This is a genomic window from Vibrio sp. SCSIO 43140 (genome assembly GCF_023716585.1).
In the GTDB taxonomy this organism is placed as follows: Bacteria; Pseudomonadota; Gammaproteobacteria; order Enterobacterales; family Vibrionaceae; genus Vibrio; species Vibrio maritimus_B.
Genome location: NZ_CP071851.1, coordinates 433,599 through 454,835, shown reverse-complemented (window position 1 = coordinate 454,835; position 21,237 = coordinate 433,599). Strand labels below are relative to the sequence as shown.

20 protein-coding genes are annotated in these 21,237 nt (G+C 45.6%); 5 read left to right on the top strand and 15 right to left on the bottom strand.

What is annotated here, in order from left to right:
• Window positions 1-46 precede the first annotated feature (46 nt).
• The 6 genes from J4N45_RS20570 to yjjG all read right to left on the bottom strand — a co-directional run bounded on the left by J4N45_RS20570 (window position 47) and on the right by yjjG (window position 7,714).
• On the bottom strand, window positions 47-2,203 hold the full coding sequence (locus J4N45_RS20570; RefSeq protein WP_252016564.1) for a c-type cytochrome: 2,157 nt from the start codon (window positions 2,201-2,203) through the stop codon (window positions 47-49).
• Window positions 2,203-2,811, bottom strand: a complete 609-nt coding sequence (locus J4N45_RS20565) for a cbb3-type cytochrome c oxidase subunit II (protein ID WP_042470888.1) — start codon at window positions 2,809-2,811, stop codon at window positions 2,203-2,205. The genes J4N45_RS20570 and J4N45_RS20565 overlap by 1 nt, the downstream gene beginning before the upstream one ends.
• Window position 2,812: 1 nt before the next feature.
• A complete protein-coding gene (gene ccoN / locus J4N45_RS20560) occupies window positions 2,813-4,222 on the bottom strand; it encodes a cytochrome-c oxidase, cbb3-type subunit I (protein WP_252016561.1) in 1,410 nt (469 codons plus the stop codon).
• Between the two features lie 10 nt (window positions 4,223-4,232).
• Window positions 4,233-4,577, bottom strand: a complete 345-nt coding sequence (locus J4N45_RS20555; RefSeq protein WP_252016558.1) for a c-type cytochrome — start codon at window positions 4,575-4,577, stop codon at window positions 4,233-4,235.
• A 220-nt stretch (window positions 4,578-4,797) separates the two neighbouring features.
• On the bottom strand, window positions 4,798-6,846 hold the full coding sequence (locus J4N45_RS20550) for a putative bifunctional diguanylate cyclase/phosphodiesterase (protein WP_252016556.1): 2,049 nt from the start codon (window positions 6,844-6,846) through the stop codon (window positions 4,798-4,800).
• A gap of 193 nt (window positions 6,847-7,039) precedes the next feature.
• Complete coding sequence (yjjG, locus tag J4N45_RS20545) at window positions 7,040-7,714, bottom strand: pyrimidine 5'-nucleotidase (RefSeq protein WP_252016553.1); 675 nt, start codon at window positions 7,712-7,714, stop codon at window positions 7,040-7,042.
• A 184-nt stretch (window positions 7,715-7,898) separates the two neighbouring features.
• Here yjjG and J4N45_RS20540 point away from each other — a divergent pair, with 184 nt between their 5' ends.
• A complete protein-coding gene (locus J4N45_RS20540) occupies window positions 7,899-8,087 on the top strand; it encodes a hypothetical protein (protein ID WP_128649017.1) in 189 nt (62 codons plus the stop codon).
• A gap of 12 nt (window positions 8,088-8,099) precedes the next feature.
• Entirely contained in the window at window positions 8,100-9,308 is a 1,209-nt protein-coding gene (locus J4N45_RS20535; RefSeq protein ID WP_252016550.1) for an MFS transporter, read from the top strand.
• A 105-nt stretch (window positions 9,309-9,413) separates the two neighbouring features.
• On the opposite strand, the gene norW is transcribed toward J4N45_RS20535, so the two are convergent.
• From norW to J4N45_RS20515, 4 genes are all read right to left on the bottom strand, one after another.
• Window positions 9,414-10,553 carry an NADH:flavorubredoxin reductase NorW gene (gene norW / locus J4N45_RS20530; RefSeq protein WP_252016547.1) on the bottom strand — a complete coding sequence of 380 codons (1,140 nt, stop codon included), beginning with the start codon at window positions 10,551-10,553 and terminating at the stop codon, window positions 9,414-9,416.
• A gap of 8 nt (window positions 10,554-10,561) precedes the next feature.
• Complete coding sequence (gene norV / locus J4N45_RS20525; RefSeq protein ID WP_252016543.1) at window positions 10,562-12,058, bottom strand: anaerobic nitric oxide reductase flavorubredoxin; 1,497 nt, start codon at window positions 12,056-12,058, stop codon at window positions 10,562-10,564.
• Between the two features lie 302 nt (window positions 12,059-12,360).
• Entirely contained in the window at window positions 12,361-12,696 is a 336-nt protein-coding gene (locus J4N45_RS20520; RefSeq protein ID WP_252016541.1) for a TehB family protein, read from the bottom strand.
• Entirely contained in the window at window positions 12,693-12,866 is a 174-nt protein-coding gene (locus J4N45_RS20515) for a hypothetical protein (protein WP_252016539.1), read from the bottom strand. Before J4N45_RS20515 ends, J4N45_RS20520 begins: the two co-directional genes overlap by 4 nt.
• 250 nt (window positions 12,867-13,116) lie before the next feature.
• Between J4N45_RS20515 and norR the strand changes: the two genes are divergently transcribed.
• Together norR and J4N45_RS20505 are read left to right on the top strand one after the other, a co-directional pair.
• On the top strand, window positions 13,117-14,661 hold the full coding sequence (norR, locus tag J4N45_RS20510) for a nitric oxide reductase transcriptional regulator NorR (protein WP_252016537.1): 1,545 nt from the start codon (window positions 13,117-13,119) through the stop codon (window positions 14,659-14,661).
• Window positions 14,662-14,828: 167 nt separating this feature from the next.
• Window positions 14,829-15,134, top strand: coding sequence for a hypothetical protein (locus tag J4N45_RS20505; RefSeq protein WP_252016534.1), 306 nt, complete (start codon window positions 14,829-14,831; stop codon window positions 15,132-15,134).
• A 197-nt stretch (window positions 15,135-15,331) separates the two neighbouring features.
• Here the strand turns inward: J4N45_RS20505 and pstB are convergent, their stop codons facing one another.
• The 5 genes from pstB to J4N45_RS20480 all read right to left on the bottom strand — a co-directional run bounded on the left by pstB (window position 15,332) and on the right by J4N45_RS20480 (window position 20,522).
• On the bottom strand, window positions 15,332-16,081 hold the full coding sequence (pstB, locus tag J4N45_RS20500) for a phosphate ABC transporter ATP-binding protein PstB (RefSeq protein WP_128649019.1): 750 nt from the start codon (window positions 16,079-16,081) through the stop codon (window positions 15,332-15,334).
• A 98-nt stretch (window positions 16,082-16,179) separates the two neighbouring features.
• On the bottom strand, window positions 16,180-17,043 hold the full coding sequence (pstA, locus tag J4N45_RS20495; RefSeq protein ID WP_042470879.1) for a phosphate ABC transporter permease PstA: 864 nt from the start codon (window positions 17,041-17,043) through the stop codon (window positions 16,180-16,182).
• A 5-nt stretch (window positions 17,044-17,048) separates the two neighbouring features.
• Complete coding sequence (gene pstC / locus J4N45_RS20490; RefSeq protein ID WP_042470876.1) at window positions 17,049-17,981, bottom strand: phosphate ABC transporter permease subunit PstC; 933 nt, start codon at window positions 17,979-17,981, stop codon at window positions 17,049-17,051.
• 93 nt (window positions 17,982-18,074) lie between these two features.
• Window positions 18,075-18,896: a phosphate ABC transporter substrate-binding protein gene (locus J4N45_RS20485; RefSeq protein ID WP_252016532.1), complete on the bottom strand. Its 822-nt coding sequence runs from the start codon at window positions 18,894-18,896 to the stop codon at window positions 18,075-18,077.
• Between the two features lie 297 nt (window positions 18,897-19,193).
• Window positions 19,194-20,522: a DEAD/DEAH box helicase gene (locus J4N45_RS20480; RefSeq protein ID WP_252016529.1), complete on the bottom strand. Its 1,329-nt coding sequence runs from the start codon at window positions 20,520-20,522 to the stop codon at window positions 19,194-19,196.
• 412 nt (window positions 20,523-20,934) lie between these two features.
• On the opposite strand from J4N45_RS20480, the gene J4N45_RS20475 reads away from it, so the two are divergent.
• On the top strand, window positions 20,935-21,183 hold the full coding sequence (locus J4N45_RS20475) for an Lpp/OprI family alanine-zipper lipoprotein (RefSeq protein WP_042470870.1): 249 nt from the start codon (window positions 20,935-20,937) through the stop codon (window positions 21,181-21,183).
• The last annotated feature ends 54 nt before the right edge of the window (window positions 21,184-21,237 follow it).

Sequence of the window (21,237 nt, the reverse complement as noted above, 5' to 3'; positions counted from 1 at the left end):
TACACATAAGTCGGCGAGCCTTTTTGATTTGAACAAGCAGTCACTATCAATTCACATTGATGCGTGTATCTCTCTGGTCATACATCTCCGGAGTGACGTGCAAGCCTCCCGAATAACCCGCTTTTTCTAGCATTTCTCGAACCTCTCTTACATCGCTCTCAGTGACCGACTCTTCTCTTGCCCCTAAGTGCAGTCGCACGAAGGTAATGAGATCTGCCAGCTTTTTATCTGAGAGCACATCTTCGAAGCTCGCCATTGGCATGAAGTTACGATCCTTATCGAGATAGGTTGGCTGAAGCCCTCTAATTGTCACCGCTATTGTATTGAACGGATCACTGTGCATGATTATCCCGTTGTTTAGCAATGTCGGAGCAATCGGGTCTCGCCCTTTGCCATCCGCACCGTGGCAAGCACCACAGGTTTGGTTGTACGTAGCGTATATTTCCTCTGCATACGCAGCGTCATCAAACCCTTTTGGCTGCAAGACAACAGCCGTGTCGCTAATCATGTTGTTGGTATCGCCAGCCAACAAATAATACGACATAGACTCAATGTCTTCTCGGGTCATCAAACTAAGGCTATTTTTAATGACATCCGCCATGCCCGCAAAAGCCGTTCCTTTATCTGAATGTCCGGTATGGAGGAAGTCAGTTAATGACTTGAGATCCCAGCCATCAACATAGAGTTCCTCTGCTGTAATGTCGGGCGCATTCCATCCGTCGATGAGATTACCCTGAAAGATGCGATCATTATCTAGCGCCTGCGCAATGTTGCGCGGCGTGTGACATTCTGAACAATGCCCAAGCCCTGCGACCCAATATTTGCCCCTTTGCCACTTATCAACATCCTCCACCTTGCCTTGCAGTTCTGTCGGCAGGTCGTAGTTCATTGGTGTTCTGTCAGCAAACACAATATCCCAAGCGAGCAAACCCAATCGTATGTTCGCGGGGAACATCATTTCATTGGTGTCATTGCGGCGAGCAACTGCTGCGATAGATTGCATGTACTCCCACATATCCCGCATGTCTTGCTCTGTTACGTATTGATATGAGGTAAACGGCATTGCGGGATATAGGTATCCATGTTTGCCCTTCCCATCAACCAACGCTGCGCGAAAATCCTCATAATCGTAACTGCCTATCCCTTCAGTCACATGCGGGGTAATGTTGGTCGAGTAGATGGTGCCAAATGGTGTGACAAAAGGTAGGCCTCCAGCGAATGGCTCTCCTCCCTCTGCGCTGTGACAGGCTACGCAGTCACCAGCATGGGCGAGATACTCCCCTCTCGTCACCGCTTCTGCATCTAGAGAGGCAAGTCGTTGGTCACTTTGAAGCCGTGCGTAGGTGATGTAAGCGCCGAGCGCTAAAATTTCGTTTTGCGAAAGCTGGCCCCCAAAGGCCGGCATCACGTTGTTTAATCCTGCTCTGATCGTATGCTGGATCTCCTCAATGCTGCCTCCGTGGAGCCAGATATTGTCGGAGAGATCCGGGACGCCTGTTTCGGTGTTAACTAACCTTCCGTCACCGTGGCAAGATGAGCAGGTTTTTATGAACAGCTCTTTACCCAACTCGACTTTCACCTCAGGGACATCAGTATGGCGTTGATTCAAAGACGCTAAGTAATAAGAGATCTTTGATATTTCGTCAGAACGAAGTACATCTATCCAGCCTGGCATCGCACCGTTTCGTCCTAGCTCAATGGAGTGAATAATCGCCTCATCTGATCCACCGTACATCCATTCATTATCAATAAGGTTTGGGAAATGCTTAGCACCCTGAGCATTGTCTCTATGGCAAGCGGCACAGTGAGTTTGAAACAACATACGTCCAGACGACACAATCTCGTTGTTGCTAGCAAGCGATACTAGCGAGGTGTCTTGTACACTTTCAAATTGCTCATCAAGTGAAGTCGATGGACGACTGAGTTTATCTTCCGATTGATCATAATTCATCAGACCAGACCAACTGCCAATCCCCGGGTAGAGAATGAGATAACCAAACGATATCGCAAACGCAGCAAAATAAGAGACAAACAAAATCTTAGGTGGCGGTGCGTCGTTCTCATCGATACCATCAAAAGTGTCTAACACCTTATCTTTGTCTGCCAAATGATTGCTGCGCCAATACTTAACAATGACGCCGACCATCAGAATAAAGAAAATAATGGTGCAGATAGCTGCCCACCAGCTCCAGAAGCTACTCATTACAGTCCCTCCTCTGCGGTATCAACACCAAGACTTTGAAGATAACGGATCAATGCCTCGCCTTTGGTCTTGCCTCTTACTTGCAGTCGGGCATTCGCGATTTCATCTTCGGTGTAAGGCACACCTAATGCACGGAGCGTTTCCATTTTGCCAGTAATGTCATCGCCTGAAAGCACTTGCTGAAACAGCCACGGGTACGCTGGCATTATCGAGGTTGGGATAACTCTACGTGGGTCGATAAGGTGAATTTCGTGCCATTGGTCAGAATATTTGCGACCTAAGTTCGTAAGATCAGGACCAGTTCGTTTTGAGCCCCACAGGTTTGGAAATTCATAGATGTCGTCAGACTCCTGGTTTGCTCTGCCGTTGCGCTTGGTCTCCGGCTCCAAAGGGCGCACCATCTGAGTGTGGCACACATGGCACCCTTCACTGATGTAAATATCTCGCCCTGCCACTTCGATTGCGGTCAGTGGTTTAGCTTGGCTCTCAGCGACTAACTCAGGCGTTCTCAGCAAGTTGGGTAACACCCAAACCAAAATAGAGAAAGAGGCAACGACCGCTGTCGATACAATCAATATAACGAGTGATTTAGTAAAATCCGCATTCATATCACGCCTCCTTAGTTACAAGAGCGGCAGGTGCTCGCACTGTTTTGTAAAGATTTAGCGCCATCAAGAACAAGCCAAGCACGAATAACGACCCGCCAAAGAAGCGCAGGAATAGCCAAGGTGCTTTAAAGTTCATCGCTTCAACGAAGCTATATTGCAACCCACCATTCTCACCTTGCGCTAGCCACATAACGCCTTCACCAATACCCGCAACCCAGAGCGCGATGGCGTACAAGGCAACGCCGGCGTGCGCTAACCAAAAATGCCACTTAATGAGTCGCGGTGACCATAGCTCTGTCTTGCCCCACAAACGTGGTATGAAGTAGTAAAAAACCGCTATCCCCGACATGCCTACCCAACCTAGGGCACCGGAGTGAACATGCCCAATCACCCACTCACTGTTATGAGCAATCATGTTGAACCAACGGATGGCAAGAAGTGGCCCTTCAAAGGTTGCTAGGCAGTAATAGAGAATCGCGGAGAAGAAAAACAGCATGATGTAATCTGTTTTGAGCTTCTGCTTATTTTGTAGCAAGGTCATCGCACTGTTGAACGCCCCTGCCCATGAGGGAAGCCAGAGGATCAGCGACATCACGATACCTATATTTTGTACCCAGACCGGTACAGAAGAATAGATGAGATGATGCGTGCCCGCCCAAGTGTAGAAGCCGACCAAACCCCAGAAGTGAATGATGGACAGTCTATATGAGTAGATGGGTCTATCTGCGACCTTTGGAATGAAGTAGTAATTCATCCCAATGACGCCCGCAGTGAGGAGAAAGCCTACTGCATTGTGGCCCCACCACCATTGAACAATGGCATCTTGCGCCCCCGCGAACACAGAATAGGACTTCATCAATGACGCTGGCATCGCAAGGTTGTTCACGATAAAGATCATCGCGATGACGATTATGAACGCTGCGAAGAACCAGTTGGCGACGAAGATATGCTGGACCTTGCGTTTAGCGATCGTACCGAAAAACAAAACACCGTACAGCACCCAAACCAGCACGATTAAGAGATCAATCGGCCATTCCAACTCCGCGTACTCTTTGGACGTGGTGTAGCCTAGAGGCAAGGATATCAGTGCAAGAAGCAGAACGAGTTGCCAACCCCAAAACACCATCCAAGATAAGCTTTTATTGAACAGGACGCACTGACAGGTTCGCTGAACGATATAAAGCGATGTCCCCATCAATATATTGACGACAAAGCCGTAAATAACACCAGAGGTGTGCAACGGTCTAAGCCGCCCAAACTGAAAATACTGAGAGTCGAAGTTCAAGACTGGCCAATACAACTGCGCCGCCAGAATGACGCCAATAACCATACCGGCAATAGCCCAGATGAACGAGGCCAGAATGAAATAACGAACTACTTTTGTATCGTATTGAGTCGCCGTGATGTCCATAATGGCTCCTTCACTGCTTATCGGCTTCTGTGCCAAGTTTTGAGTAGTAATAAGCGATATCGCTGATGTCTTGATCGCTGAGCGCGTCAGCTTGCTGTTGCATTAATACCGCCAAGCCTCCGCTGCGCTCTCTGGTTTGATAAGCCTTTAACGATGTAATGAGGTAAGCCATCTTTTGCCCGCGAAGATTCGGGTATGACTCTATGCTGGATATGCCATTGTCACCGTGGCAGGTCATGCAGGTTTTGGATTTCTGTTCACCTAACTTAAATCGCTCATCTGCAGCGACCAATGGTGATACCACCAGCGAACCCAACGCTAGTGGAAGAGACAGGAGTGTGACGGGGTTGATCATAATACGCGTCCTTGTTTGGTCAGGATTATGACTGCATAGTTGTCAAAGCATAGGTAGTGGTGACCCGATCAGTCAAAGCGTCAGCCTATATTGGTCTGACGCTTGCGAGCGTAATAGCTCGCCTTCAGTAAGTCAGGAGGCACACAGAGTACTTACGCACCCGCACGTAAAAGAGTACAAATATTGAGCTAGCTATTTGAGAAATGGAGAGAAATAAGAATTATTTATTATTAGAAATTAGTCTCGCAAAATCCAACGGATCTATTGGTTTGGAGAACACATACCCCTGCCCAAACTGGCAACCATGTTCCGTCAAAAATTCAACCTGCTGTTGATCTTCAACCCCTTCCGCAACCACAACTAAATCTAACGCTTGCGCCATCGCAATAATCGCTTGAACGATCGCATTGCTGTCAGCCTGGCTAGGGACATCATTGATGAAAGAGCGATCGATTTTGAGTTTGTTGATCGGTAGTCCTTTTAAGTAGGAAAGTGATGAATAACCCGTCCCGAAATCATCGAGCGAGATATCTATCCCTAGCTCTCGCAATTGACCTAGGGTTGCGAATGCGTGTTGCTGGTTTCTTAATAAGAAGCTTTCGGTAATTTCTATTTCTAGTTGCGATGTCGGAAAGCCAGTTTGTTGTGTAATCTCCACCAGTTGACTCACGAAGTCGGAGCGTTGCAACTGTAATGCCGAAGCATTAACGGCGATTTTTCCAAAATTCACACCAGAATCCAGCCATCGCTTGCCTTGCTCACAACCCGCACGCAGCACCCAGGCACCGATGCTTTGAATCAGGCCCGTTTTCTCAGCAATAGGAATAAACACACTTGGCGGTATCCAGCCAAGATCGGGGTGCTCCCAACGCAGTAATGCCTCAACACCAATTAGCGAGCGATCCGAAAAACGGTATTGAGGTTGATACGCTAGGGATAACTGTTGGCGGTCTACCGCTTCGTGTAAAGCAGACTGAATACGCACATGTTGTACCGACCTATCCGTCAGATCCGGGGAATAGAATGCATAGCCATTGCGTCCATTCTTCTTGGCAAGGTACATTGCCGTGTCGGCGTTTTTCAGTAAGGTTTCGCTGTCACTTCCGTCATCAGGATATAGCGCAATACCAATACTTCCAGAAACACAAATGTGGTCGTCTTGCTCTATTTCAAATGGCGCATTAAAAACACTTAAGGTCTGATCGACAATATCGAGAAGCTCCGCCTCAGAGCGGTACCCCGTCAAAATCATCACAAACTCATCACCACCAATTCGCCCCACAGCTCCGTTAGCCTTTTGGTGCGAAGTGAGGCGCTTCGCGACACTGGCCAGCAGCTTGTCGCCATAATGGTGCCCTTTACTATCATTGATGTGCTTGAAATGATCGAGGTCGAGAAACAGTGTCGCGAAGGGTTGACGCTCTTGTTTACCCACCTCGATGTGCTGCTCCAATAGTCGGGTTAGGTGAGCTCGATTCGGGAGATTGGTCAGTGGATCAAAAAAAGCCATACGGCGGAGCTTTTCTTCATTGGTTTTACGTAAAGAGATATCTTCAAACACGCAAATATAGTGAAGTAGGTCTCCGTGATCACCAGTAATAGCGCTTATCGTCGCCATTTGAGGATACACTGTCCCATCCTTCTTGCGGTTAATGAACTCCCCTTTCCATTGTCCTTGTTCTTTAAGTTGATCCCACATACTGGTATAGAATGTCCGACTATGGTGACCTGACTGCAAGAAACGTGGGTTCTCACCAATAACTTCCGATTCTTGATACCCAGTCAATACCGTAAAAGCGCGATTCACGTCCATGATTCTGGCATTGTGATCTGTGATCATCATGCCTTCTTGGAAGTTATTAAAGATCTCGCTGGTGATCGATAGTCTAGCTTCTACCTGCTTACGACGAGTCGCATTTCGGGTCATGCCTATAATGCCCACGAAATCCCCACTCTCATTATGAATAGGCGATTTAACCGTTTCTAGCCAAACTTCATTTCCGCGCTTATCAAGCGCGGCACACTCCTCAACGGTATGCTGAGAACCATGAGAAATGATTTGATCATCAACTTGTTTGAAGTGCCTTGCCCTCTCAGCATCAAACAGATCGTCATCGGTTTTGCCGTAGATATCGTTTCGATGGCGCTGCCAAGCGATTTCACTGGCTTCATTGACCGCAATATATTCACCGTTTGCATCCTTGACCCAGATATGGTCATCAAGTGCATCGATAAATTGCTGTAAGGTAGGGAGGTTCTTGCTGGACATGGTACTGAAACTCGGGACTGTCGGTTACTACTCGGCCAGGCCGAAGTTTCAGTATATCGTACTAAATGAAAGTACAAATTTATACAGAACAACTGTTTGAATCTGCAATTTATAAGTACCTAATATGGGGGAAAGTGCACATCAGAGTTTACAAAATCAAACAATCTGTTACTAACATAAGAGCATTTCGACTTTAAGCGATCAATACATTTTTCAACTGTGTCAGAGAGTTAACTTCATAATTAGGCGTAATTCCCTCAGGGGCTGCAGCACCTTGTGTGTTAAGCCAACAAGTTTCAACACCAAAGTTAATCCCACCCAATACATCTGAATGCGGGTTGTCCCCCACCATCAGCACTTTCGACTTACAAGGCAACCCCATAAGTTGGTGCGCGTGATCGAAGATCCCCAAGTCTGGCTTTGCTATGCCGACCTGCTCTGAGATAACCACATGCTCAAAATAATTTGTTAAGCCCGTACGCTCAAGACGAATAGCCTGTAGCTCGGTGAAACCATTGGTGATAATACCAAGTTTGGCTCGACCTGAGATGGCATCAAGCAGCTCTTTGGCACCCGGCAGCAAAGTACAGATATCCGCCATGGCTTCCAAAAACGCAGAGTTCATCTCTAAAGGGGTGATACCGAGCTTAGCTGCCCACCCTTCAAAACGAATCTGTTTTAGTTGATCCGCAGTGATTTTGCCGTCTTGGTAATCGACCCATAGTGGCTTGTTGACCAACTGATAGGCGTCGTAGTCTTCACGTGTAAAATCAACGCCAAAACGCTCGAACATCAGTCTCATTCCACCAAATGAATCGAAGTGGAATAACGTCTCGTCGGCATCAAATAAGATCCAGTCATACTTCATTATTGTTATACCTTTATTAACTATCGGGGCGATTATATACGCTCTAAAAAACAAACTGTACCCACATAATTTGGTGCTATCCAAAACATGCATAAAATGCATAGATGGATTCACAAAATGTCATTTGAGTCATACACTGTTGATCATTACACTGCGCGCTCTTTTTATTTCACTTTTGGGCGTTATGTTTTCACAATCCATTTTTGCTCAGCTAATGAGGATGTCGCTTCTACTGGCAGTGACTCTGTTGGCGGTACATCACTCACCAAAGTTATTAGACTTGCTGGCACAGCAAGCGATTAACAGTGGGTGTCACCAACAGAACCCATCGGATCCCATGGATCATTCTCATCATCAACACCACCATCATTAGAGCGTCATTACAATGAGTATTTTCCGCTTTCCAGCCCTTGTCTGGCTGGGCATTGGTATCCTGATCGTTAGTCTGGGTATTCGTCAGTCTTTTGGTATTTTCATGATGCCAATCTCTGATCACTTTCAAACGGGACGTGAGTTCTTCAGTTTTGCGATTGCGCTGCAAAACTTGCTGTTCGGTTTATTCCAGCCGTTCGTTGGCATGGCTGCAGATAAATGGGGCTCAAAACGCATTATTCTGCTCGGCGCCATCGCCTATGCAGTAGGACTCTATCTGACGTCGATTACAACGGAAGCCTCAGTTCTTTACTTCTCACTGGGCGCATTGGTTGGCTTAGGTCTCAGTGCAACTAGCTACGTTATTGTGCTTGGCGCCGTCGCCAAAGTAGTACCAGCAGAGCACGCAGCGAAAGCATTCGGCTTAACAACCGCAGCTGGGTCTTTTGGTATGTTCGCGATGATTCCTGGTGCGCAGCTAATGCTAGAAGATATGGGCTGGCAGGGTGCCCTACAGGGCTTCGCTGTGCTTTGTACCTTGATGATCGCCTTTTCGCTATTCATGAAGTCGTCACGCCAAGGAAAAGCAGCCTCTGCTCAAGTCGAAGCAAACGAGTTAACGCTGAAAGAAGCATTAAAAGAAGCGTTTAATCACAAAGGCTACTGGCTTATCCATGCCGGCTTTTTCGTGTGTGGTTTCCATGTCATGTTTATCGCTACGCACTTACCGAGTTATCTAGCGGATAAGAACCTTCCATCGAGCAGCGCCGCACTGGCACTGGCTTATGTGGGTATCTTTAATATCTTTGGCTCTTATTTCTGGGGTTTGATGGGTGACAAGTTCAGCAAACGCCATGTGATGTCGATGTTGTATCTATTTAGAACGGTAGTGATCGCCGCATTTGTGACCATGCCAGTTACCGAGCATACTGCCGCTCTTTTTGGTGGAGCTATTGGCTTCTGCTGGTTGGGCACAGTGCCATTAACTTCGGGTCTTGTTCGCCAGATCTTTGGTGCGCGCTATCTATCGACTCTATACGGTTTAGTCTTCTTCACCCATCAAGTCGGCAGCTTCTTGGGCGCTTGGGCTGGCGGTCGTATTTATGATTACTACGGCTCTTATGAACCTATTTGGTGGTCAACTGTGGTACTCGCATTTGCAGCAGCCTTGATTCACCTGCCAATAAATGACAAGCCATTGAGAGTACCAGCAGCAGCTTAATGTTCCTGAAAGCACTGTAAAAAAGAGGTCAACGAATCTGATTTGTTGACCTCTTTTTTAATTATATGCTTTGAACGCTTCCCTAATAATCGAAAGCTCTACATATCAAAGTTCTCTGAGCAGCGGGAATGACTCTTGGATCCTTTGCTCCGTCGCAACAAAGCCAATCAGCTTGTCATCAGCATTATAGGATTTCGCTACAATGCCCGATCGACTTACGTCGTAAGACCAGCGTGTCACATCCTCGCCAGTTAATACGCCAGATAACTGTATTGGGTAAGCTGGCGTTTTAACTTTGGTCAGCATGTTAGGTAGTAGTACTTTGGTTGGCGAAGACGTTAGCGTTTTCGCAAGTGCCGTAGCGCTAACAACAATGGGTTGTAAGTAGGCTCGAACCATTCCATAGATCTCCGCACAATCTCCCAATGCATAAATGTCTGGCTGAGAGGTTGCTAAGTACTCATCAACAATGATGCCTCTGTTCACAGACAGTTGAGCTTTCGTTGCCAATTGAACATTTGGACGTAGACCTGCGCATACGGTTACTTCATCGACTTTTAACGTTTCGCCATTACTGAGCTTGACCAGCTTCTCTGTTGATCGGTGTGACACTTCATCCATACACAAACCTGTGTAGATATTGATTGACTTAGCCTCCATTGCGTTGCGTAGTTTTGCCTCCAAAAACTCGGGCAATTGTGCAGTCATTAAGCGATTTGCAGGTTCAACTAGAGTTACCTCTTTTCCTGAATCAGCTAAATCCATTGCCAACTCTACCCCTATTAACCCGCCACCAATAACCAACACACTTTGTGCATCATTCCAGCGAGTTTGTCTCTGCTGGTATTCATACAGAGAATTATGAGTAATGACATCTGTTTCGGCATTCCCTGTGAAAGGAGGAATAAACGGTGAGGCACCTGTCGCCAATACCAACTTATGGTACTGAATCTTCTCCACAGCCGTTTTAACGACACGGTCATAGACTTCGATATCTTCCACTTTACTTTGCGCAAACAGAGTAACGTTGAATTCCGAAGCAAACTCGCTCGCCGTTTTTACCACCAAATCTGATGCCGTTTGCCGCTTTGAAAAAACATGACTCAGGTCCGGTTTATTGTATTCATGCCCTTCGTCTTGGGTAATCACAGCGATGGTTTTGTCTTGGTCCAGACGACGCACCGATTTTATTAGCTGGTATGCAGCAAAGCCACTGCCAATAATGACAATATCAAATAGTTTCATACTGGAGCCTACTGGTTGTGAGGAACGAAAACGTCTTTTCCAAGGTTACATTCCGGGCATAAGAAGTAATCCGGCACATCTACCCACGCTGTACCTGGATCTACGCCTTGGTTGGGTTCGCCAAGTTCCGGATCGTAAACCCAATTGCAAACACTACAAATCATGCATTGGCAATTTGCACCATGCTCAGAAGCGTTCACAGGTTCAGGTAACACTTCTGAGCCTATTGGTCCTTGCTCATTGGCCTGAGTGCTCACCGGCTCTTGATATTGAAGTGGCGCCTGTTCCAGTGGACGCAAGTTTGTTTGTCCAACAGACCACGCTTTAGCGATCTCTTGTCCATACGTTTTGCATTCGCGCATTGCTTTGCCGTCTGGTCGCCATTTTACCTTCATGCTTGCGGTCGTCTCGAAACCCGCGTCAGTCAGCCTAGTGTGGATTCGATCTACGGCTCCACCATTCCAGCCGTAGCTACCGAATGCAGCCGCTCGCTTATCCTTAAATCTCAGCCCAGTGATCTCTTCCAGCATGCCTGCAATTTTAGGCATCATCACATTATTCATGGTTGATGAACCGACAAGTACTCCCTTAGATCGGAATACATTGGCAAGGATTTCGTTTTTATCCTGACGGGAAACGTTAAACACCTTCACGGCCACACTCGGATCGACGTCATGAATACCTTGCGCAATCGCATCGGCCATCATTCGAGTGTTGTTAGACATAGTGTCGTAAAAGATCGTAATGCGATTCTCTTTATAGTTATCTGCCCACTCGAGATATTTCTCGATGATCTGAACTGGATTCTCACGCCACACAATACCGTGAGAAGTTGCGATCATATCGACTGGCAAGTTAAAGCTCAGGACTTCTTTAATTTTCGCGATGACTAAATTACTGAACGGCGTCAATATGTTTGAGTAGTATCGCAAGCATTGTTCATACAATTCAGCTTGATCGACTTCATCGTTGAATAGTCTTTCATCGCAATAGTGCTGACCAAATGCGTCGTTACTGAATAGGACGGCATCCCCCGTCAAGTAGGTCATCATACTATCGGGCCAGTGAAGCATTGGCGCTTCTACAAAAACAAGTTGCTTCCCATTACCAATATCAAGAGAATCACCCGTTTTCACAGTTTTAAAGTTCCACTCTGGATGGTGATGGTGACCAACGATTGAATCGATCGCAGCCTCTGTACAGTAGATTGGTGTTCCGGGAATACGCTCCATCAGCGCAGCGAGCGCGCCAGAGTGATCCTCTTCTGCGTGATTCACGATAATATAATCGATAGAGCTAAGGTCGATCTCCAGCTCTAGGTTCTGTAGAAACTGCTGGCTGAACCTGTGATCAACGGTATCAATCAAGACGGTCTTTTCTTCACGAATGAGGTAGCTGTTGTAGCTTGTACCTTTTGTCATTTTGTATTCTGTGCCGTGAAAGTCTTGCACTTCCCAGTCACGTTGGCCTACCCAATGAATGTTGTTTTTTACGTGAATAGTCATACTACTACCTATACCTGTGTTTTGTATTCTAGTGAGTTGCCCTTCCTATTGCATTGTGCATGCCAACTTAAAAATATCTTGTAAGCCACTGATTGATATATAATATTATTTATCAATGACATTTTATTTGTCCTATAGACAACAAATAAAAATTGTCCATAAGACAATATATTGTCATAGTGACAAAATACGAATCAAAAAAAGGCTCCAACTTGTGGAGCCTAACTGCAAATATGGGTCGTAATATTGATTCTCAGAAACCAATCACCATCCTCAAACCACGCCTCAAACAACAATTGCTTCTAGCGACTATGAAACATAGCTTGATCTGATTTCTCTTTATCAGACCAAAAGTTGATATTGAATTGTGCATCGTCCGACATTTCGATTCGATGCCAGTATTGTGGAGGGCTTGTAGCAAATTGCCCCGCCTCAATCACGACTTTAACTTCAGGCACTTCTGACTGCGAATCTGCAAATCCGAAATAGGTAACCGTCCCTTCCATTACGCACAGCTGCCCAAATACGCCCTCCGCAGTGTTGTGATGAGATAACAGTGCCTGAGGGACATTTTCTTTAGTAAAGAAAGGGGTAGAGCGCTGGATTGTCCAGTTTGCAGGAATACGGTGATGACTCATAGCAATGACCTCTTTAATACTTTATGAAAGAAACTCGTCACTAAACGGCGCACGATATTCACAATGAACTGACGCGGCGCAAAGCTTTCGTGTACCTCGCCTTTACTGACGATCGCAAATAGCTCAGCATTGGCCTCATTGAGTACATTCTCTAAATGAAGTTGATTCATATCATGGCTTCCTCTGATACAGTGACATACAAATGATATTCATTACTATCTTTGCATCTACTGTGCCAAATTATGCTCAACATGAAGGTTCCCGCTAAAATTAACTTAACCAACTGAATTTACGACAGTTATCCATACTTCAATCGTCTATCATGCACACATTGATTTTAGTACTTATCAAAATGATAAAGGCGTCGTATTATCATAGAGACAAAACAATTGTATTTATGACAATAATTAGAGGTTTTCTATGGGACAGTTTCGGTCTGCCTGGCTACAAATAGCGCTTGATATTACGTCCGGTATTTCACAACAAGATAGGTTTGACCGCTTGCTAGAAACCATCCGCAGCGTGTTGAAAAGTGATGCTGCAGCTTTGCTTAAGTTTGACGGTAAATCGTTTGTACCATTAGCCATTGATGGCCTGAGTGCCGATGTTCTAGGACGACGCTTTGCAATTGATAAGCACCCACGTTTTGAGGCCATCGCACGCGCTGGTGATATTGTTCGGTTTCCTTCAGATAGTGACTTGGTGGACCCATACGATGGTCTTATCCCTAATCACGAAGGAAACCTAGAGGTGCACTCATGCGTTGGGTTGCCACTTTTACTCCAAGACAACCTCATAGGTGCAATCACAATTGACGCATTCAACCCTGAGCAGTTTAATGCAACATCAGACAAAGATTTGCGAATACTAAGTGCTTTGGCGGCTAACAGTCTTCATACCGCCCTTCTGGTTGATAAACTGGAACGCTCCGGTGGAATCAGCTCTAGTAGCCCTTCGGTAAGCCCTATTAAAGAGCCCAACGACATCATCGGCAACTCTGCCCCAATGCTCTCCCTTAAAAGCCAAATTGAAGCCGTTGCTGCCACCGACTTATCTGTACTGATTGTTGGAGAAACGGGTACAGGTAAAGAGCTGGTGGCGCACTCTATTTTCTCTCAGTCCGAACGAGCAGATAAACCCTTTGTGTACCTAAACTGTGCTGCGCTTCCTGAGTCTGTCGCGGAAAGTGAACTCTTTGGACATATAAAAGGTTCGTTTACAGGCGCAATCAGCAATCGTAAAGGTAAGTTCGAACTCGCCAATGGTGGTACCCTTTTCTTAGATGAAATTGGTGAACTTTCTATGGCACTTCAAGCAAAACTGCTTCGGGCGCTACAATATGGTGATATTCAGCGTGTCGGTGATGATCGCAATATCAAGGTTGATGTTCGGATCGTGGCTGCCACCAATAGAGTCATGCACGAAGAAGTCAAAGCAGGGCGTTTTCGAGCAGATTTGTATCACCGCCTGAGTGTCTTCCCTATCTTCGTACCTACGCTGAAAGAGCGCGGTAATGACGTTGTATTACTTGCTGGTTTTTTCGCGGAGCGCTGTCAGTACAAACTCAAAGTTTCAAGTATCAGCTTAGAGCCCAGCGCACTCTCTGTGCTTAAAGGTTACTCCTGGCCGGGTAATGTTCGAGAGCTTGAACACGCTATTAATCGTGCGGCGGTCATTGCTAGAGCTCAAAGCCGCTCATCGCATATTGCAATTGGTAGTCGCCACCTCACCCTAGATCACGAGACTTCCACGTCACCAACAGAACCAAATACTGAAGGTGAAACAATACTTCAAGCACATTCAATCAAAGCAAGGAGTTTGAAAGAAGCGATCGATCACTTTCAAATCGAGTATATACAGTCAGCGTATTTGGATAATGACAGGAACCTCAGCGCGACAGCTCGCCAGCTTGACGTGAACCCTGGTAACCTTCACCGATTGATGAAACGCTTAAGCCTAAAATAGGTGTTGTAGAAATAGTATTACCCCATAGTTTGAGGACTTTCTTTGTAATTGCCGGGACATCAATGTGACTTCAATCGCTAAGTTAGATAGATGCGACTTTTCTCCTATAGCAAGTATGATAAAAGTTTCCTAGCATTAGAGCATTCACTCATTTTCGGATTAACGCTGTGGAAATTGAATATCAGAGTACCGTAGAAGACTCGCAACTTGTCAAATGGCTAACAACTAAACTCAGTCACGTCTCTGAGGAAGAACTCACTCAAAGCGAAGACGCCGATACGCTGAGTCGTAGCGATGTTTTTCAGCTTAGCTCTTTAATCTCGGACTACTTCTCGCAAGAGAATATTGCTCACAATGAAAAAAACTATTCCATCGTTTATGGCTTAATTACCGGCTATAAGGCCGACCAGTCACTATCTCGACAAGACATGCTGGAGTACTTGGTGAGCTGCGTTTTTCTATTTCAGAACTAGCCTAACCACTGGTTAGCCCTGCCAATAGTTTCCGATCCCACAGATAAAAAAAGCCCCTCACTAGGAGGGGCAATAGTACCATCGCTTATAATTATAGTGATATGCCAGTAAATTCTGTCACTCGCTAACTCTATGATTCAAAATGAATCGTGCGATAAATGGAAATTGTGTTCAAACGCTTGCTGGCAAGACCAACATTAACCAAAGTCACCGTTTACATAACCTTGAGTACGGTCATCGCTTGGGTTTGAGAAGATAACCTGAGTATCGTTATGCTCTACTAGCTCTCCCATTAGGAAGAATGCAGTTCGGTCTGAAATACGACGAGCCTGTTGCATAGAGTGCGTTACGATAACGATGGTGTAGTCTTTCTTAAGCTCTTCCATCAACTCTTCGATTTTGTGTGTCGCAATTGGGTCAAGTGCAGACGTTGGTTCATCCATTAGGATAACGTCAGGCTGCATTGCAATCGTACGAGCGATACATAGACGCTGTTGCTGACCACCAGACAGGCCAAAAGCGTGTGACTTCAAACGATCTTTAACTTCGTCCCAAAGCGCTGCGCCGCGAAGCGAGCTCTCTACCACTTCATCAATGTGCTTCTTGTCTTTGATGCCTTGTGCACGAAGACCGTAAGCAACGTTCTCGTAGATGCTCATTGGGAATGGGTTTGGCTTCTGGAATACCATACCTACTTTGATACGTAGGTCTGCAACGTCGATGTTGCCGTAGATGTCCGTACCATCCATTTCTAGCAAACCGGTAATTTTAACGCCTTCGATAAGGTCGTTCATGCGGTTCAAACAGCGAAGCAGTGTTGACTTACCACAGCCTGAAGGGCCAATTAGCGCTGTTACTTGGCGAGTAGGGATCGGTAGGTTGATCGCTTTAAGTGCTTGGTTTTCGCCGTAGAAAAGGTCTAGATTTTCAATGTTAAACTTGTTCATGTCTTTATTCTCTAAATTCTTTGTCGTGTTAATTCGTCTTTAATTTGATGGCTTGGCTCTTTATGGTCTGGCCTCACCATCAGTCGAATTGTTCTCAATTAGTACGTTGCTGTATTAAAGCGGCTAGCGATAAACTTCGTTAGCATATTGATAAGTAGGACAACCACAATCAGTACAGTCGCTGTACCGTATGCTTGGTTCCACTCATCCATGGTAAACAGTTCCGTTGTGAGTTTGTACAGGTGAACCGTTAGGGTACGACCTGAATCTAGCAGTGAATCTGGCACACGTGCCACCATACCTGCTGTCAAGAATACCGGTGCAGATTCACCGATAACACGACCAATACTTAGAATGACCGAAGTAAGAATACCTGGGGTTGCACTTGGCAGAATAAGACGCCAAATGGTGTAGATTTTCGACGCACCCAAACCGTAAGAACCTTCACGGTAAGTTTGTGGTACCGCCATTAGCGCTTCTTCTGTCGTACGGATAATAACCGGTAGAATCAAGATACTTAGCGTCAATGCACCCGATAGAATCGAGAAGCCAAAGCCCATGATGACTACAAAGAACGTCATACCAAACAGACCGAAGATGATTGACGGAATACCCGCCAACGATTCAGTACAGAAACGGATAACCTTAACCAGTTTACTGCCTACCTTCGCGTATTCGGTTAGGTAGATAGCCGTCATGATGCCCAGAGGCGCTGCAACAGCAATCGATGCAATAACCATGTAGATGGTCGAGACGATCATCGGGAAGATGCCCTTCTCTTTACCCGTTGCCGTGTAGTTGTCAGTAATAAAGTTCCAATCTACGTGCTGAAGACCATTGGATAGGATGTACCAAATAATCCAGAACAAGAAGCCTACGGTCATTGCCGCTGCTGCCCAAACAAAGGCATTGAGAATCGCGTCTTTTTGAACACGCGCTTTCTTTAGTTTTACTGTATCCATAATAATTACTTCGCTTTCTCACGGTTCAAGTACAGAAGAATCGAGTTGAGCATCATGATAAACACGAGAAGCACAACACCTGTCGCGTAAAGTGCGTTTGCATGCACGCCACTTGCGTAAGACATTTCGATTGCGATATTTGCTGTCAGTGTACGAGCAGACTCTAGGATGCTGCCAGGCATCGCTGGGGCGTTACCCATTACCATGATAATTGCCATGGTTTCACCTAGAGCACGACCGATGCCCAGAATCACGCCAGTCATGATGCCTGAACGAGCCGCAGGAACGAGAAGTTTAAAAATGGTGTAAATCTTTGATGCACCAAGAGCCAGTGAGCCCTCTTTGTAGGTGCGTGGTACTGCGCGAATCGATGTCTCTGACACGGTAATTACCGTTGGAAGAATCATGATGCCAAGTACGATGATACCCGCAAGAATCGTGTTACCCGCTGGTACATTAAACACCTGCTGGATAAGCGGTACGATGATAATCAGACCAAAGAAGCCGTAAACCACCGATGGGATACCCGCCAGTAGTTCAACCGCAGGACGGATAATATCTGCTAGACGCTTTGGTGCGATTTCAGCGATAAAGATAGCCGTTAGAACACCAATTGGAACACCAACGACGACAGCACCAAGTGTAGAGACAATCGATGCCACAATCATGGTTGCAACGCCGTAAAGCGCTGGTGGTAGCCAGTGCTGACCTAGTACGATGCCACTAACACCCACTTCTTGGAATGCTGGGATACTTTCTTTAACGATGAAGTAAGCAATAACGGCAAGAGAAACGATACCGATAATTGCACTGGTTAGGAAAAGTCCGTGGAAGATTCTTTCTCTCCAATCCACACGCTTTTGTGCCTTAAGGCTGCGAGGTTCGGACTGAGTCGCTTCGTTGTTCATAAGCTTCTCACTATTTGTTGCGATGGTCATAATACTGCTTCTATTTTTAAATACTTCGATAGACGCGCAAAAGGCTCAGCCCGAAAAGGTGGGCCGAGCAACTTAAATAATTTACTGGGTGACTTAGTTTACAGTGATGTAACCTTTATCAGCTGATAGTGCTTGAGCTTCGTCGCCAACCATCCAGTCTAGGAACTGTTGAGTTTCTGTTGAAGGAGCGCCATCTTTGTAAAGAACAAGGAAAGGACGAGCTACTTTGTAAGAACCGTTCTTAACGTTGTCTACAGTTGCAGCAGCGCCATCGATAGTTAGAGGCTGAACTGTGTCATCAACTGTACCTAGAGAGATGTAACCGATAGCGTATGGGTTGTTCGCTACAGATACTTTTAGTGCACCGTTGCCGTTTGCAACTTGAGCACGTTGAGAGATAGCAGAAACTTTCTTACCGCTGATCTCCATTTTCAGTTTCATGATGTCTTCGAATGCACCACGAGTACCAGAAGCTGTGTCACGAGTGATAGCAACGATTGGTTTGTTTTCGCCACCTACTTCGCTCCAGTTTGAGATTTCGCCTTTGTAGATGCGAGTGATTTGGTCAGCAGTTAGCTCTTTTACGCTGTTGTTTGGGTTAACTACAACTGCGATACCGTCACGAGCGATAACTAGCTCTTTAAGGTCTGCTGATTTTTCTTCTGCTTTAAGGTCACGAGAAGAGATACCTAGGTCTGCGCTGCCATCCTTCGCTGCACGAATACCTGCTGAAGAACCTGGTGCTTGGATTTCGATAAACACTGGTTCGCCTTTGTTCATGTAAGTTTCTGCAAAAACCTCAACCAGTGGAGAAGCACTATTAGAACCTACTACAGAGATAGTTTCTTTTGCTGAAGCTGATGTCACTGTTAGTGCGCCTAGTAGAGCGATTGCACCGATAACTGTCTTTTTCATCACAATTTCCTTTAATGGCTTGATTGCCTTGTTTCGTTTGAACGCTGACAAGATTAGTGGGGAAATATGACAGTTGTGTTTCAGTTCCTTGAAAGGTCTATGACAAATGAGAATTTTAAAAATGAGGGGTAATGGGAGAAGATCACTATAATTCAGAGGTTTACCAGGCTTATTTGAGCCTAAACTCAAATATGACAGCGAAAAATCGTACGATTATGACTGTCATAAACGAACTCGTTTGCTGAGTTTTTCGCCTCTTTTAAGATGCAAAAAGGGCCTCGATGAGGCCCTTTTTAGTTATTCACTGTCTGTTGGCTTAGGTTTTTTCTTCGGAATGAAGACCGAATCCCCCACAGCAACATTGTTGAAAAACGTTTTGTCGCGCTTGGCAGGCTTCTTAGGCGTCGCTTTCTTCTGCTGAGCTTTGCCTTTAGCTGCTTGTGCTTTCTTCTTGAAAGCCGGCTTCTTAGGACGGAATCCTTTGAATTTGCCTTTAAGACCTTCTAGTACTGAGAAGCTAATGTCTTGCTGAAGGAACGCCTCAACGCGTTTAAAGCTATCCCAGTCTTTAGGACCAACTAATGAAATCGCATCACCTTTGTTGCCAGCACGACCAGTACGACCAACACGGTGAACGTATTCCTCGGTATGTTTTGGCATATCAAAGTTAATTACGTGCGTGACAGTAGCGATGTCCAGACCACGAGAGGCAACATCAGTAGTCACTAGGATCTTAAACACGTGACGCTCGAACTGACTCATGATGGTGTTTCGTTGAGTTTGGTTTAGATTACCGCTAAGCGCGATAGCCTTAAGCTGTTTTTCATTTAGCCATTTAGTCAAACGATCGGTATCAACACGAGTAGCGGTAAAGATGATTACCTGCTTGTACTCAGCTTCTTCTAGAATACGCTCTAGTATAGCTTCTTTATGATCTAGATGATCACATAGGTAGAACTTCTGAGTGATGTCTTTATGTTCTTCGTTTGAAACACCAATAGAGATACGCTTTGGCGCATCCAGCATTTCTGCTGCGATATCGTTCACTTCGGCGTGATCAAGCGTCGCAGAAAACATCAATGTTTGACGGCGGCGGTGTTTCGCAGCGTTGTGGATGCGACGCAGCTCTGGAGCAAAACCTAGATCCAACATACGGTCAGCTTCATCAAGAACCAAGGTTTCTAGGCCGTCTAAGAACAATGAACGGTGCTCTAAGTGGTCAGCTAGGCGTCCTGGCGTCGCTACAATGAACTTTGGAAAACGGCGCAGTGCTTTTACTTGGTCGTTGAAGTTCTCACCACCTAAGATAAGTGTTGCCTCGTAAGACAAGCCACCCAACATAGATTTCAGCTCACCATATACCTGCTTTGCCAATTCACGTGTTGGTGCCAAAATCACACCACGTGGATCTTTTGCAGAGAATGCTTTGTTCTTAAGAGATTTATGCAGCATCGGCAATACAAATGCCAAAGTCTTGCCCGAACCCGTTTTTGAAGACGCCAGCAAGTCCTTACCAGCGATGGCTACTGGAATAGCCTGCTTCTGGATATCGGTCGCTTTTTTAAAGTCGTAGTGACTTAAGTTCTTCAATAGTCGGTTATCTAGGCCAAGTTCTTTAAATTGCAATGCAAGTTCTCCTCAGACGGTTGCAGGCTAAAAATGAGCGCGCATGATACCCGATAATTCCTCATGCCACCAGCCGATAAATATAGTATCTAACTAGCGTATATACCGCCTATGTAGGATAACTCCGAACACAATTCGATTGTTTTTTCATCAAAATGAAATAAAATCAGTCTATACAGAGACTTATCACGGCAACATGAACTCAACGTGACTTAGATCACATTAATCTCGCCAGTGTTAATCTCATAATTAAGACAAAGGAAGTTTAACCTCAAAATCGCGTAATTTTTTGGTTTTTCTGACTTTTAAATAATTTGCGTTCTTAAAATTAGGCACTAAACTCAAAAATAGCCTTATTGCTAACAATCAAGTTGCAGGGCTGTTTTAAATACTAATCCTGAAGGAGCTTATAATGAAGAAAGTTTTAATTGCAGCTGCAGCATCGTCAGTTCTACTACTAGCAGGTTGTGCATCTGGTCCAGATGAAGCAACGACAGCAAAAATGGATGACCTAAGCAACCAAGTTAGCCAACTAAGTGCAGACGTACAAGCACTTAAGAATGAAGTACAAATGGGTAACAAAAACGCGATGGCTGCTCAAGAAGAAGCTGAGCGTGCTAACGAGCGTATCGACAACATCGCTCAGTCTTACACTAAGTAAGCATAAATTAGACACTACGAAAAACGCCCACGATAATGAACTGACCCCATAAAG